11 protein-coding genes are annotated in these 13,801 nt (G+C 35.2%); 9 read left to right on the top strand and 2 right to left on the bottom strand.

Going from position 1 to position 13,801, the window contains the following annotated elements; translation table 11 throughout:
- Positions 1 to 81: 81 nt before the first annotated feature.
- Complete coding sequence (locus tag MKY00_RS16330) at positions 82 to 558, top strand: hypothetical protein (protein WP_001171093.1); 477 nt, start codon at positions 82 to 84, stop codon at positions 556 to 558.
- 75 nt (positions 559 to 633) lie between these two features.
- Here the strand turns inward: MKY00_RS16330 and MKY00_RS16325 are convergent, their stop codons facing one another.
- The gene (locus MKY00_RS16325; RefSeq protein WP_324255422.1) at positions 634 to 1,947 is read right to left on the bottom strand and encodes a histidine--tRNA ligase; all 1,314 of its coding nucleotides are present in this window, start codon (positions 1,945 to 1,947) and stop codon (positions 634 to 636) included.
- 334 nt (positions 1,948 to 2,281) lie between these two features.
- Here MKY00_RS16325 and ybaK point away from each other — a divergent pair, with 334 nt between their 5' ends.
- The 6 genes from ybaK to MKY00_RS16295 all read left to right on the top strand — a co-directional run bounded on the left by ybaK (position 2,282) and on the right by MKY00_RS16295 (position 9,406).
- Positions 2,282 to 2,758, top strand: a complete 477-nt coding sequence (ybaK, locus tag MKY00_RS16320) for a Cys-tRNA(Pro) deacylase (protein ID WP_000710870.1) — start codon at positions 2,282 to 2,284, stop codon at positions 2,756 to 2,758.
- Positions 2,759 to 3,291: 533 nt separating this feature from the next.
- The gene (locus MKY00_RS16315) at positions 3,292 to 3,933 is read left to right on the top strand and encodes a class I SAM-dependent methyltransferase (protein ID WP_016718069.1); all 642 of its coding nucleotides are present in this window, start codon (positions 3,292 to 3,294) and stop codon (positions 3,931 to 3,933) included.
- A gap of 388 nt (positions 3,934 to 4,321) precedes the next feature.
- A complete protein-coding gene (locus tag MKY00_RS16310) occupies positions 4,322 to 5,446 on the top strand; it encodes a helix-turn-helix domain-containing protein (protein ID WP_016718068.1) in 1,125 nt (374 codons plus the stop codon).
- Between the two features lie 16 nt (positions 5,447 to 5,462).
- Entirely contained in the window at positions 5,463 to 6,488 is a 1,026-nt protein-coding gene (locus MKY00_RS16305; protein ID WP_016718067.1) for an alpha/beta hydrolase family protein, read from the top strand.
- A 436-nt stretch (positions 6,489 to 6,924) separates the two neighbouring features.
- Positions 6,925 to 8,544 carry an S-layer homology domain-containing protein gene (locus MKY00_RS16300; protein ID WP_029141157.1) on the top strand — a complete coding sequence of 540 codons (1,620 nt, stop codon included), beginning with the start codon at positions 6,925 to 6,927 and terminating at the stop codon, positions 8,542 to 8,544.
- Between the two features lie 436 nt (positions 8,545 to 8,980).
- The gene (locus MKY00_RS16295; RefSeq protein WP_016718065.1) at positions 8,981 to 9,406 is read left to right on the top strand and encodes a DUF2262 domain-containing protein; all 426 of its coding nucleotides are present in this window, start codon (positions 8,981 to 8,983) and stop codon (positions 9,404 to 9,406) included.
- A gap of 101 nt (positions 9,407 to 9,507) precedes the next feature.
- On the opposite strand, the gene MKY00_RS16290 is transcribed toward MKY00_RS16295, so the two are convergent.
- On the bottom strand, positions 9,508 to 10,938 hold the full coding sequence (locus tag MKY00_RS16290; RefSeq protein ID WP_016718064.1) for a YfcC family protein: 1,431 nt from the start codon (positions 10,936 to 10,938) through the stop codon (positions 9,508 to 9,510).
- A gap of 200 nt (positions 10,939 to 11,138) precedes the next feature.
- On the opposite strand from MKY00_RS16290, the gene rraA reads away from it, so the two are divergent.
- Positions 11,139 to 11,618: a ribonuclease E activity regulator RraA gene (rraA, locus tag MKY00_RS16285; RefSeq protein ID WP_016718063.1), complete on the top strand. Its 480-nt coding sequence runs from the start codon at positions 11,139 to 11,141 to the stop codon at positions 11,616 to 11,618.
- A gap of 338 nt (positions 11,619 to 11,956) precedes the next feature.
- Positions 11,957 to 13,762, top strand: coding sequence for a DUF4430 domain-containing protein (locus MKY00_RS16280; RefSeq protein ID WP_073530231.1), 1,806 nt, complete (start codon positions 11,957 to 11,959; stop codon positions 13,760 to 13,762).
- Positions 13,763 to 13,801: the final 39 nt, after the last annotated feature.

The following is a 13,801-nucleotide window of genomic DNA, read 5'->3' as shown; positions in this document are numbered from 1 at the left end:
GTGCTTTTTATTTAAGGGATAATATATCCATTGCTTTTAGGGAACAGTAATTCAAAACTTAAAACAATGGAGGTTATCATAATGCAAAAAATGCTTTTTTCGTTCCTATGCATATTTTGTTTCGTAATTGGAAGTTCTTTCACTGTTCATGCTTTTTCTCCAAAGCATTTACCGATTTCTCAAACGTCAGATCGATGGAAAATAGAAATTAAGCAACCTGATAAAAAAACTGGTTTAGTGACAGCTAAAAAGGATGTTTTTGATACGTATGGTTTCGAGGTTCAAGATATCGGGAAGGACGCTTATCATGTAACTGTTGAAGTATTTCGAAATGAACCAGATTCCCAGACGAAGTATGAACTTTTCACTTCTAAAAAAGATCATGTGTTAAGTAAAGAAGTTGCTTTTAATCATGCGAATTTTCCTATATCCGTTCAGTCTGATGAACTTGAAGTTATTATAACTTGGCAAGAAAAGCCTTCTAGGTTGCTAAAAGATGGACAAAAAGATTGTGAGTCGGAAAGAAAATATAAACAGACATTTACATTTAAACATTAATAAATAACAGTAAAAACTCCATTATTAAATGGAGTTTTTAGCTTACATAGATTATGCTTTAGGAAGGATTCACAGCTATAACTTAATGGGTATATTACAATAATTATTAAATGTATTATCTTTCAAAGAAGAAAGCGGAACCTTCACCTCACTACCTTCCTTCATATTCCGCAGCATAGCGGTTTCTGTACTAAGTTCTTCTTCCCCAATAATAAGCACATAAGGGATATTTTCTTTATTGGCATAATTAAGGGCACGTTTTAATTTGCGTCCTGCTAGTTCGAGTTCGATTTTTAAGGAAGTGGTAGAACGTAATTGCTGGGCGATTTGTAAGCATTGTAATTCTGTTCCGAGCGGGATGATAAATACATCCGCTGTAGATGATATCGTTTCTTTCTGTGATAGTGCTGTATAAATAACGTCTAAGCCGAATGAAATACCGACTGTTGGATAATTCATATTATCACCGCGGAATGCTCCAATAATATTATCGTATCGACCACCGCTACCGATGCTAGATGTAATCGATCCATCTTTTAAAAAGATTTCATACACGGTACCTGTATACATTGTCAGTCCTCGCGCTAAAAACGGATTAAATATAGCATTTTCATTTATTCCAAGAGCGATTAAATATTGTTGTAATTGTTGTAATTCGTTTACTCCATCGGCAACGAGGAGATTATTGAAAGCTTCTTTAAAGTCAGCAATTGTAAGCTTTAGACAAGATAAAACAGTATTACATATCGTATCAGCCATTTCTTCAGAAATTCCGCGCTCTAATACATCTTTTCGTACACCATCTATCCCAATCTTTTCGATTTTGTCTAATGATAAAATGACGTCACTCGTTCGTTCAGTAGGGATGTTAATAGATTCGAGAATACCGTTTAACAATTTTCGGTTATTATATTGGATCGTTACTTCTAAGTTTAACGTTCGGAACAGTTCAAATGCCATGCTCATAAGTTCCGCTTCTGCCATGACAGACTCTACACCGACTATATCCACGTCACATTGTATGAACTCACGAAATCTTCCTTGTTTAATTGGCACATCTCGAAATACTTTTCCAATTTCATACCGTTTAAAAGGGAGGCGGATGTTCGGATTCATTGCAACGACTTTTGCGAATGGAATTGTTAAATCATAGCGTAAGGCAAGGTTACGTTTTCCTTGATCCTGAAGCGTATATATTTCTTTTAAAATTTCATCACCACCGCCGTACTTGTATGACATAAGCTCATACATATTTAACGTTGGTGTCTCTAACGGTTTACAGCCATAACGTTCAAACGTATCTTCACAAGCTCTTTTAATTTTATTTCGCAGCACTTGTTCCTCTGGTAAATAGTCTTTCGTTCCTTTTACATTTTTCATTTCCATCATAATCACTCCTTTTTAAATTAAAAAAAGCTATGCAGGTATAAAAATACCCACATAACTTTATGAACGCTTCGTGGGTCAACAGGAAAAGCCCTGTACCCACGAAGAAAAATTTTTCTTCGGATACACGGCGTTACGTATGATGAAGTTGGAAAGAAGTATTAACATTTCGCATTATAAATCTCTCCTTAACATAAGGTTTTTTCAAAGTATAGCAGAATATTTTTGAATTATCAATATTTTTAGTTTTGAAATATACGTGAAGTTATGTAGGAGAAATGGAAAAGGGTGTATAATAAAACTTAATAATATGAAATAACCTTTTAAGGAGAACGTTATGAAAAAAGATAAAACAAATGCGATGCGAATATTAGATAAAGAAAAAATTGAATATTCGATGATGTCATATGATCCAGATGATGGGAAAATTGACGGCGTATCAGTAGCCGGGAAAATTGGACGAGAAGTGAAAGAAGTATATAAAACGTTAATCGCTCAAGGAAATAGTAAAAATTATCATGTGTTTATTATTCCGGTAGATGAGGAACTAAATTTAAAAGCTGCTGCAAAAGCAGTAAGTGAAAAGAAAATTGAAATGATTCCTGTAAAAGATATTACGAAAGTGTCAGGATACATTCGCGGCGGTTGTTCACCAGTCGGAATGAAGAAGTTATTTTCTACATGTATTGATGCGAGTGCTCAATCACTTGAAACGATCATTGTAAGCGGCGGGAAAATTGGTGTACAAATTGAGCTGAAAGTGGATGACTTGGTGAAAGTTACGAGAGCTCAGTTTGGTGAAATAACGAAATAATGATACATAGGGAAAGAAGTTTTAGTTTTATAGGATAGTTAGTCCATTATGGGGCTGATTCTCCTTTTTATTTACATACTGGATAAATTGAATCATTTGTTTGGCTTTGAGGGGGAGGACTTTAAATAAACAAGAAGAGTTACTCACAAAGATAGACAAAGGAGGGGAGAGTGTTTTAATGAAAGTTTAAGAAATGCCATCAGAAAGCGAATATTCGGGAATGCCAGTATGTTTGAAAAACCTATGCTAAGAGCATGCAAGATTATATACGATTTTTTTGCTAATCCAGTAATAAGCAAGAACACTAAAACGATACCAGGATAGGAATGTATAAAACGTGTATAGATTCATAGATATAAACAAAAAGGTTCCCTTGTGAGAGCAGGGTTCTCCTGTTTTCTTGCTACTGATAATGAGATGTTATGTTAACTAAGATTGTATACAATATTCAACTCTTTCAACATAAAAAATCATATGTGATATTAGCAAATAAATGTTATAATTAGTTAATTTGTGTATAAAGGGGGATATTTATGAAGATGTATTATAGCGAACGAGCCCATGAATATGAAAAGGTTTATTTTAGAAACGATCCAATTCGCCAAGAAGAACAAACTCTTATTCAACAGAAACTTCAAAAACTATTTACAAACCAATCTATTTTAGAAGTAGCATGTGGGACAGGCTATTGGACACAGTTTATAGCTAAAACAGCAAAACATATAACAGCCATAGATTATTCCAACGAAGTATTAAACATCGCAAATCAAAAAGATATTCTCCCTTCTAAAGTGAATTTTCTTCAAGGAGATGCCTACCAACTTGATAAAATCCCTGGGAACTTTGAAGGATGTGTTGCAAACTTTTGGTTTTCACATATACCAAAGTTTAGAATCCAAGAATTTTTAAATCAATTACATGATAAGCTTGGGCCTGGAACAACAGTTTTTATGGCTGATAATATTTATACAGAGTCCATAGGTGGAACTTTAGCACATAAAGAAAATGACCCAAATACATATAAAATAAGGACTTTGGACAATGGAACCAAGTATGAAATCATAAAGAACTATTACACTGAGGAAGAACTAAAAGATATATTTATCCCTGTTTCAAGTGATTTACAAATATATATGGGACAGTGTTTTTGGTGGGTATCCTACAAAATTAAATGAGAAAATTTAACTTCTGATAACGATAATTATGTAAATAATCTGTTCACTGGATTCCCATAGAAAACTGTGATGAGATGTGGTTTTTGATTTTGAAGTACTTCAAAATCTTAGCTAGGTGGCTATGTATCGGTACCCCACAATAAAAAGAGGCTGTCTCATAAGTCTCTTTCGAAGTAAGATCACATGAAATTGAAAAGGCAGAAACGTTATAAAATCAGCGTTTCTGCCTTTCGCTTTTTATTAGATTTTGGCTAAAAAGCACCTTTTGGGACAGACTCTTTGATTTTAGAGACAAGTTTCCTAACAGTTGATTTTGTTAACGAAAGTCGACTTCAAATCCATATTTTGTGTGAAATAAAAGCATATAATAAAAGTATGAGGTGATGGTGTGAAGGAGATAAACATTCATAAAATAATTGCGGATAAGAGAAAAGAAAAGGGGATTACGCAGGAAGAGTTAGCGGCGTATATCGGTATTACGAAGGCATCTGTTTCTAAGTGGGAGACAGGGCAGAGTTATCCGGATATTACATTTTTACCACTGTTAGCATCGTACTTTAATATAAGTATAGATGAACTAATCTGTTATACACCGCAAATGGAACCAGAAGATATTAGGGATTTATATCATAGACTAGCGGAAGCTTTTAGTGAAAAACCATTTGATGAAGTAATGATGGAGTGCAGAGAAATAATTAAAAAATATTATTCTTGTTTTCCGTTATTACTTCAAATGGGACTACTTTTGATTAATCACCATATGTTAACAGAGGATACGGATAAAAGAATTGAAATGTTAGAAGAGGCAATGCATCTCTTTAGCAGAGTGCAGGAAGAAAGTGATGATGTTTCTCTTGTGAAAGAGGCGGTATCGTTTCAAGCAACTTGCTATCTTATACTCAATAAACCGAATGAAGTATTGCAATTACTTGGCGGAACGATACGTCCTAACGTTCCAGAGGAAGATCTAATCGCACAAGCGTATCAAATGCTTGGAAATGCTGAAAAGACAAATGAAATAATGCAAATTAGTATGTACCAACATTTAATACAACTCGTTGCGACAATACCAAATTACGTAGTAGTAAATGCCTCAAACGTTGAAAAAGTAGAGGTGATTTTAAATAGAGCTTTTATGTTAATAGATATATATGAAATAGAAACATTGCATCCCAATATGACTTTAAAAGTATACTATGCTGCTGCACAAGTATATTGTATGCAAGGGAATTTTGAAAAGGCATTAGAAATGTTACGTAAATATGTAGCAGTTTGTACGGCAAGCTTCACAGTAAATAGTCTACATTTACATGGAGATTCTTATTTTGATGCGATTGATGCATGGTTTGCAGAATTTCCACTCGGCGCTAAAACAGTTAGAAATGAAGAGATTATAAAGCGAAGCATGTTACAAAGTATTGCAGAGAATCCAGTTTTCACTCCGATGAAAGATGAAAGAGAGTACAAAAATATAATAGCGAGTTTGAAATTCAAATTAGATATAACTGAATAGAAGGAGGACTAATATAATGACCTTCGATGAATATGAAGTAGCGATAAATAGTGAATTTACGTTGCAAGGTACACTCACTAAACCGAAAGCTGGCGGGAAGTATGCGGCGGTTATCATTATTGCTGGATCTGGAGAAATTGATCGTGATGGAACGATATTACCGCTAAAGCTTGAGTCGAACATATATAAAGATTTAGCACATGTAATGGCGAAGCTTGGAGTAGTGACGCTTCGTTTTGATAAGCGCGGAGTAGGAAAGAGTGACGGGGAATTTCTAAAGACTGGAATGTGGGATTTAGTTAATGATATAGAGTCTACGATTACGTATTTAAAAGAACAGCCATTTGTTGATCCAGAAAATATCATTTTAGCTGGTCATAGTGAAGGATGTATGTTGGCAACTGTAGTAAACGCAAGAACACCAGTAAATGGACTCATACTTCTTACAGGAGCTGCGGAATCGTTAGAAGAAGCTACGAAAAGACAAAGAGAGATTGCTTATAAAGAATTAAAAGAACAAAAAGGAATAAAGGGAAAACTAATGCGCCTTCTCGATGTGGAGAAACATGGAGAGAAGCAGATGGAAAAAATAAAAGAGAAAATGATGAACACAGAAAAAGATACGATTAAAGTGGGTTTTAAACCGATGAATGCAAAATGGTTTAGAGAGCATTTTCAGCATGACATTTATAAAGATTTACAACAAGTAACATGTCCAGTGCTAGCGATTGCTGGTGATAAAGATATTCAGGCTGATCCTGAAAAAGCGAAGCGAATTGGTGATTATGTGAAGGGGGATTCTGAGGTACATGTAATAAAAGATATGGATCATAGTTTGAAAAGTTTTGAGGGGGATTTTAAAGCTTTAGAGTTTAAAAAGAATTACGAAGAAGGGGCGGGAAAGCCACTTCATCCAGAGCTGGAAGAAATAATTGCGAATTGGATGGATACGTATTTTATCTCGCAGTATGCTGGCAGTAAGACATCCACCTTAAAAATCTGCGAAAGCGAGGAAGTTAGAAGGGAGAGTAACTGCTTGTAAAAGCCTGATTGGTGTGGGTACCTATGAATCCTACACCAATCGGGCTTTTTTGTAATTGTCGTTTCAATCCCACGAAGGAAACAGCATTCTTCAACTAACTCTATTACAGAAGCCGCTACACCCTCATCACAATGATTCTTGAAAGAACCTATCATAAGAAATTTTTCTTTTTAATTTATAATAAAGATTAAAAAAATGTGAATTTCATAGAAAAAGAACGACATATGAAGTAAAATGTCATGTATAGTTTCTATCATTTTCTTTTATAATTGTTTGAAATGTTCTTACATATTGATTTATCTGGGAGAATGTATAGATTTCGATTGATTATATGTAATGAAAAATGAAGGTGTTATGTAACTATTAGGATGTACATTAGAAGAAGTGTGAGGAGGAAGGTATATCTATTAAAATAGCGAGATATACTAAATTAAATATGAGTATTAGATTGAATAAAAAAGTAGTAGCATTAACAGCAGGACTAACGGTATTATCTTCATCGATGGTATCGTTCGCAGAAGAACAGCCATCTGTAAATAACCATCAATCTATAAGTATTCAGGAACAAAGCGGGACAGATCAACTTCAAGTATCAGAAGAACAAGTTTTAAAAAGTATTGAAGAAAGTTTTGAAGGGGTAGATGGACGCGGTGGAGGTACTGTCAATAATAAGAAAGTGGACAGTCTTCAAAGTTCAGAAGGTATTTATGAAGAAACGGGTACATTAACTGTTCCTCACCATTCAGGTAGAACAAAGCGTAGTCTTGTTTTCTCAGCACCTACAGTTTCTAGTACGATAAACGGGGTTCCATTCACGGAATGGATTGTTCCAGCAGGTAACGAGAATATTCGCCCTCAAAATCATATGACTCCAAAGTATATTACAATTCATGAAACTGATAATAAAAGCGTAGGAGCAGGAGCTAAAAGCCACGCTCAATACTTGTATAACCAAGCAGTAGGGGAAACAGACCGAGCTGCATCATGGCACTTTACAGTAGATGATAAAGAAATTTATCAACACTTACCATTAAACGAGAATGGATGGCACGCAGGAGATGGTGATGGGGCGGGTAATAGAGAATCTATTGCAATTGAAATTGCAGTTAATAGTGATGGTGACTACAATAAGGCAGTCGATAACGCTAAGAAACTTGCAGCTTATTTAATGAAAGAAACGGGTGTACCATTAAACAACATCGTAAAACATCAAAAATGGAGTGGTAAAAACTGTCCCGATATGTTGATTAATAGTGGACAATGGGTACCATTCGTAAATGGTGTTGAAGGATATTATAATAAATTTTATCAACCGACAGACGATATAACAGGAGGTTGGTATGAATCGGCTATTCGTGATTTGAACAGAAGAGGTATTATGGTAGGAGAAGGAAACGGCATTTTTGCGCCTAATAGATCTGTAACAAGAGCTGAGTTTGCGCAATTAATCTCGAATTCTTTAAGTCTTCCAGCTGGAGATGCGACGTTTAAAGATTTAAATGATGTAAATTCAACTTTACGAGATGGTATTAAACGTACTGCAAGTGCAGGCATCATTTCTGGTAGAGGAGACGGTAATTTTGACCCTAACACACCTATTACAAGAGAAGAAGCAGCGGTTATTGTAAATAAAGCTTTACAGTACAAAGGAATAAATGGACCATTGGTAAACTTACCATTTACAGATAAAGATCAAATTATCTATAAAGAAGCTGTACAAAGATTATACGGCTTAGGTATTGTAACAGGTATGGGAGATAACCTATATGTCCCTAAAGGAACAACAACTCGTGGTGAAACTGCAGCATTCATTTTAAACATGCTTCAAGTTATTGAAACTGGGAATGTTCAAAAAGGAATTGGTACGGTTGAAATAAATGGTATTGGGGTAAATGTTCGCAGCGGAGCAGGATCTAGCTACTCTGTTGTTAGAAAAGCAAGCAAAGGTGAAAAAGCTACAGTATACGAAGAAAAGAATGGTTGGCTAAGAATTGGTACAAGTGAGTGGGTTTATAATGAGCCTAGCTACATCGTCTATACGAAAGATAAAAATTAAATAGTTACGAGTAAGTCATACATCACATATCTCATGTATTCCCAGGCAATGGACAGTATTTTCTCCATTGCCTGTTTTTGTGTTTCAGTTTTTTAATAGTTAAATAAAAATTTAAAATGGGGTTAGAAGGAAGAGTAATTGCCTGTAAAACATTGACCGTTTTAGGTTAGTTTAGTATATAGGTTTTTCAGTTTTTTCGTAATTTTGTATTTGTGAACGAGAGCTTTTGTTATTACACTATCTTCATTTTTTATCGGCAGAGTGGGGTGAAATATAGGATATTGCAATCCAATTAAAGTTTTACTTTTTCCATAATGCAGTTTTTATATAATATGAAAGTCAACGGTTATAACTACTTAAAATATAGCCGTTTCTTTTTTGCGAATAGAAAGGAAATGAAATCATGGAAAAATCAATAAAAAGTGAATGAATTGGAATGTTTATCTTTAATGAAACTTTTCATACATATGAACAAAACGAAGGAAAAGTACATTGGGAATTGGATGTTAGAAATGAGCATGTACACGTATATGAAATGATAAAAAGAGCAGAAAAGCTTTATATATGCTTAGAGGAATTTGATAAAAATGCTAAGGTCGCTATAGCGAAAGAATTAATAGAGTATAAAAATGATTTTTGGCCTGAATATGATGAGAATGATAAACATTTAGATTGGGATGCTGTAGATGCAGGAGAATATGATATGACGAAAGAAACATTTGAGCAGTCTATTACTCTTATGGATATTGTAATGAGAGAAAATGATATATATTGCGAGTATAATGATGGAGATTTATTTGGAGGACATAGAATCCATGCTTCTTTTGACTACGAGTACAATTTGTTAGATGCAGAGATTTAGTTTTGAAAGATGAAAGTAAAAAGGATTGATTACTATAATCAATCCTTTTTGTCATTATTATAAGATAACGGTGAGATAAATAGATAGAGAGTTGCATAGTTTTAATACGGCCCCCACTCAATATTAACCCCAACAATAAGAAAAATAAGTCCAATAATAAACCAAATGAATGCAAGTGGAGCCATAAATCGAATCCATTTGCCATAAGAAATGCCGCTCGCTGCGAGAACGCCCATTAAAACACCGGAAGTTGGATTGAGGCAGTTCACTACACCTTCGCCGAGCATAACAGCTTGTACTGTAACTTGGCGTGTAATGTGCATGAAATCAGCTAATGGAGCTAATATCGGAATGAAAATCACAGATTCACCTGTACCGGATGAAATAAGGAAATGTAATGCGGCACTACTTACATACATACCGATAACGCCAAATACTGGGCTTTGTCCTTCGAGAGACTGTGCGAGTTGGTTAACGATTGTATCAAGTAATTTCCCTTGCTCCAAAATGACTGAAATACAACGAGCCATTCCGACGATCAAAGCACCGTATATGAGATTTTGGCAGCCTGCTAGAAAAGTAGAAGCGATATCGTTTGCTTTCATACCACCTATTATTCCCGCTGTAATGGCGATGAAAATAAAGGTAGCGGTCATTTCTGCGTCTGTCCAATGTAGGCGGAAAGCGCCTATTAAAAATACAATTAAGGATAAAGCTGAAACGAGTAAAATTAATTTATGACGTATTGTCCAAGGAACTTCTGTTTTCTGCGCTTCTTTTCCACTTGAAAGAGCATTACTTGGAAACCAGTTATCTCCGAGTATGCTTCCTTTATTCGATTTTTTTAAGCGTTTTACGTACCAATTAATATATAGAATGGTAGCAAGTAAAAAAGAGATATAAATCGCCGTACGTAAACCAATTCCCGAAAACATCGGAAGTTCTGCGATTTTTTGTGAAATACCTAAAGGTGAGGGAGATAAAATAGTAGCATTAAAACCAGCATAAGTGCCTAAATAAATAATTGCTACGCCAACGATAGCGTCCCATTTCAATGTGCGTGCAACGATGATGCCGATGGGGATAAAGCCGATAACCGAGTTAACGATAATACCAGTCGTTCCGAGAATAGAAAAGAGTGCGGCGACTATACAAATGAAAAGGAATTGCTGATTACGAAATTTGTTAATTACATGATAGATTAAACCGTCTAGAGCACCTGTTTTTTCAAGAATGGCAATAGCTCCGCCCGTAAATAAAATTAAAAAGATGATAGGAGCAGCAAGTGTCATTCCTTTTTCAATAGCGGTAAAAAAAGAAACAAACCCTACCGGTGATTGCGGAACAGAATGGTAACTTCCTGGTATTGTCGTTGTAACAGTACCATTTGTAACTCTTTTAAATTCTCCAGCAGGAACGAAATAAGTAGCTATTGCACAAAGCAGAGCAATAAAAAATAGTAGTACGTACGCGTCAGGCATTTTAAACTTTCGTTTACTAGGTTGTTTTTTTACTTCAGTTTGTAGTTGCATAAAATCCCTCCTTTTTCACTTAGTTAATTTTTAATATTCTGAAATTTATCTGTGAAATAGATTATAATAAAGGTGGCTTCTTAAGGCAATAGTTTTTCTGTCCTTTTCCCGCACATACAAATTATTGCAACATTAGACAGGGAAACGAAAATAATCCAAGAATATGTTAAATAGAAAGTAAAAGGAAAAGAGGGAAAAAGATGTGGAAAACTACGGATCTATGTGATGAGTTTGAAAAGGAATTGCAAATATGCCGCCAATCTTTTCGGTCTTTTGGGAAGAAAGAACAATTTCACGGGAAAATTGCAACGGTAAAAGTGAAGGATGATAATGTACTAGTGAAGGAAGGATTGCAAACATTACCAGAAGGAATGGTATTAGTTGTTGATGGCGGCGCGTCTACGAATTGTGCGTTACTCGGTGATAATTTGGCAGCTATTGCAGAAGAAAGAAAGCTAGCAGGAATTATTGTGAATGGATATGTTCGTGATTCTAGTGAACTAAAGAATGTTAATATAGGTATTTTAGCGTTAGGAACAATGCCGAATAGAAGTGTAAAAGAAGGGAAAGGAGAACGAAATATTTCATTGCAATTTGGAGGAGTAGAATGGAAGCCAAATGATTATTTGTATGCGGATGAAGATGGCGTCATTATTAGTGAAAAAAGTTTGCATCGTTAAAGGTTAGTAAGTTACTATTCTTAGAAAATAAATCCGATAAAGCATGGACAAAATTCTATGTCAATAGTAAAATAATACAGAAATTTATAATTTACAGAATGTATAGGTTTATCGTTTTGCGATAACTTAGATGGAAGTCAGTTTTGCCTAGAAAAGTGAATGTTATCACAATGATACGTTCATGAACAAAATTATTTTTCCTATACAAATATAGCCGCGAATGATGCGGGTAGGAGGTGTTGCACAGTTTGTTCGACACTTACAAAAAAAGAGTGTCAATTGCACGCCCTTGAAGGGCCTTTTTTTGTGTGAATAGTAGTAAGGGAGGAAATTTTGGGATGGCAATGTTAAAAAAATGGCTGCTTACGTCGTTAATGGCAGTTACACTTGTATTTGTTTCTTTTGCAAATACAGTACATATTACGTTTGCTGAAGGAAATACAGCAAAACTTGCAATTGTTGGTGAATCACAAAAGGGCATTATGTTATGTCCGAAAGAAGAGCAAATTAAAGATGGGGAAACAGCGTTAAGCTTGCTGCAAAAAGTCATGGGGGACAAAGTAGAAGCTGAAACGATGTCGTTTGGAACGTATGTAAAAGGCATTGATGGATTAATGGCCGGGGCTACAAGTGGCTGGCTATATGATGTAAATGATAAATCTGCGGAAGTTGGAGCGGATAGTTATAAATTAAAATCTGGAGATGTTGTTGTTTTCCGCTTTGTTTCAGACTGGAGCAATATGAGTCAAGAAACATTACAACAAACATTAGATAAATTTGGTACTTGTAAAACGGTAGAAGAACCAAAGACAGATGATCCAAAACAAGAAAAACCAGAAGAACCAAAAACAGATGATCCAAAACAAGAAAAACCAAAAGAACCAAAGACGGATGATCCAAAACAAGAAAAGCCAGAAGAACCAAAAACGGATGATCCAAAACAAGAAAAGCCAGAAGAACCGAAGACGGATGATCCAAAACAAGAAAAACCAGAACAACCAAAGCAAGAAAACATTCAAGTTCCAGCAGCACAAGTAAATGACGCAATCTCTAAAACATCTGAAAAGATGTTACAAGATGGAATTGAAAGCGATTGGGTAGCATTAGGCCTTTCTCGTTCTGGAAAGAATGTTCCAATCGAGGCGAAATTAAATTATGTTAAGGCTGTAACTGAAAAAGTAGAAAAGCGCATTAACCGTTTTTCAGCGACAGATTTAGCTAGAACGATTATTATGATGAATGCAATGAATGCAGACCCAAAAATGGTAGGCGAACATAATTTAGTTCAAAAATTGTACGAATCAGATAAAGTGAATTCTGTTACAGGTTATACATTTGCTTTACTTGCATTTGATACGAAAAAATATGAAATTCCAGTAGATTCAAAATGGAATCGAGTTGCTTTAGTAGATGCACTTTTAAACGCGCAACATACAGATGGCGGCTGGACTTACGATAGCGCAAGCAGTAAAGATAGTGCTAGTAGCGTTGATGTAACAGGTATGGTTTTATCGGCATTAGCTCCTTATCAAGACCGAGCAGATGTGAAACCAGCAGTGCAAAAGGCTGTCGCATACTTATATAATGAACAACTAGAAAATGGCGGTTTCTCTGCTGATGGACAAGAGAATTCTAATAGTGCTGCGCAAGCTATTATTGGATTATCCCTTGTGAAAGATGTAGATCAAAACCGTCTTCATAAGGCAGTGCAAAATCTATTGTCATATCAACTTCCAAATGGTGAATTTAAATGGTTACCAGGCGATCAAACCGGTAGCGGAATGGCAACAGAGCAAGCATTATTAGCTTTACTTCAGTTTAAAGACCTTGGAAAATCGATTTATGACTGGTCAACGGAATCTGTTATTGAAATCGATAAGAAACCAAATGTAGACTCAGAAAATGTTGTAGTAGAAAAAGAAGTTACTGAACAACCAGAAGAACAAAAACAAGTACAACAAGAAACGAAAGATGACAATTTAAAAGTTGTTGTTGATAACGAACCGGTTAAACATAAAAAATCCGGAAACGGTAGCACATTACCAAAAACAGGAGCATCTTCTCATAGTGCAGCGACAGAAGTAGGTATGGGTGTATTATGTATTGCTTCTGCATATGTATTATGGAGACGTAAAGCAGCTTAACAAAAATTAGGAGCAATTATTTGCTCCTAATTTTTAATA

It is taken from the genome of Bacillus sp. FSL R9-9834 (assembly GCF_038006905.1).
In the GTDB taxonomy this organism is placed as follows: domain Bacteria; phylum Bacillota; class Bacilli; order Bacillales; family Bacillaceae_G; genus Bacillus_A; species Bacillus_A pacificus.
This window is presented reverse-complemented; position numbering and strand designations above follow the sequence as displayed.

What these genes read in the sequence shown, in the direction of transcription:
- MKY00_RS16330 (WP_001171093.1), top strand. Translation starts at nt 82, where the DNA reads ATGCAAAAAATGCTTTTTTCGTTCCTATGCATATTTTGTTTCGTAATT.
- MKY00_RS16325 (WP_324255422.1), bottom strand. Translation starts at nt 1,947, where the DNA reads ATGATGGAAATGAAAAATGTAAAAGGAACGAAAGACTATTTACCAGAG.
- ybaK (WP_000710870.1), top strand. Translation starts at nt 2,282, where the DNA reads ATGAAAAAAGATAAAACAAATGCGATGCGAATATTAGATAAAGAAAAA.
- MKY00_RS16315 (WP_016718069.1), top strand. Translation starts at nt 3,292, where the DNA reads ATGAAGATGTATTATAGCGAACGAGCCCATGAATATGAAAAGGTTTAT.
- MKY00_RS16305 (WP_016718067.1), top strand. Translation starts at nt 5,463, where the DNA reads ATGACCTTCGATGAATATGAAGTAGCGATAAATAGTGAATTTACGTTG.
- MKY00_RS16300 (WP_029141157.1), top strand. Translation starts at nt 6,925, where the DNA reads ATGAGTATTAGATTGAATAAAAAAGTAGTAGCATTAACAGCAGGACTA.
- MKY00_RS16295 (WP_016718065.1), top strand. Translation starts at nt 8,981, where the DNA reads ATGTTTATCTTTAATGAAACTTTTCATACATATGAACAAAACGAAGGA.
- MKY00_RS16290 (WP_016718064.1), bottom strand. Translation starts at nt 10,938, where the DNA reads ATGCAACTACAAACTGAAGTAAAAAAACAACCTAGTAAACGAAAGTTT.
- rraA (WP_016718063.1), top strand. Translation starts at nt 11,139, where the DNA reads ATGTGGAAAACTACGGATCTATGTGATGAGTTTGAAAAGGAATTGCAA.
- MKY00_RS16280 (WP_073530231.1), top strand. Translation starts at nt 11,957, where the DNA reads ATGGCAATGTTAAAAAAATGGCTGCTTACGTCGTTAATGGCAGTTACA.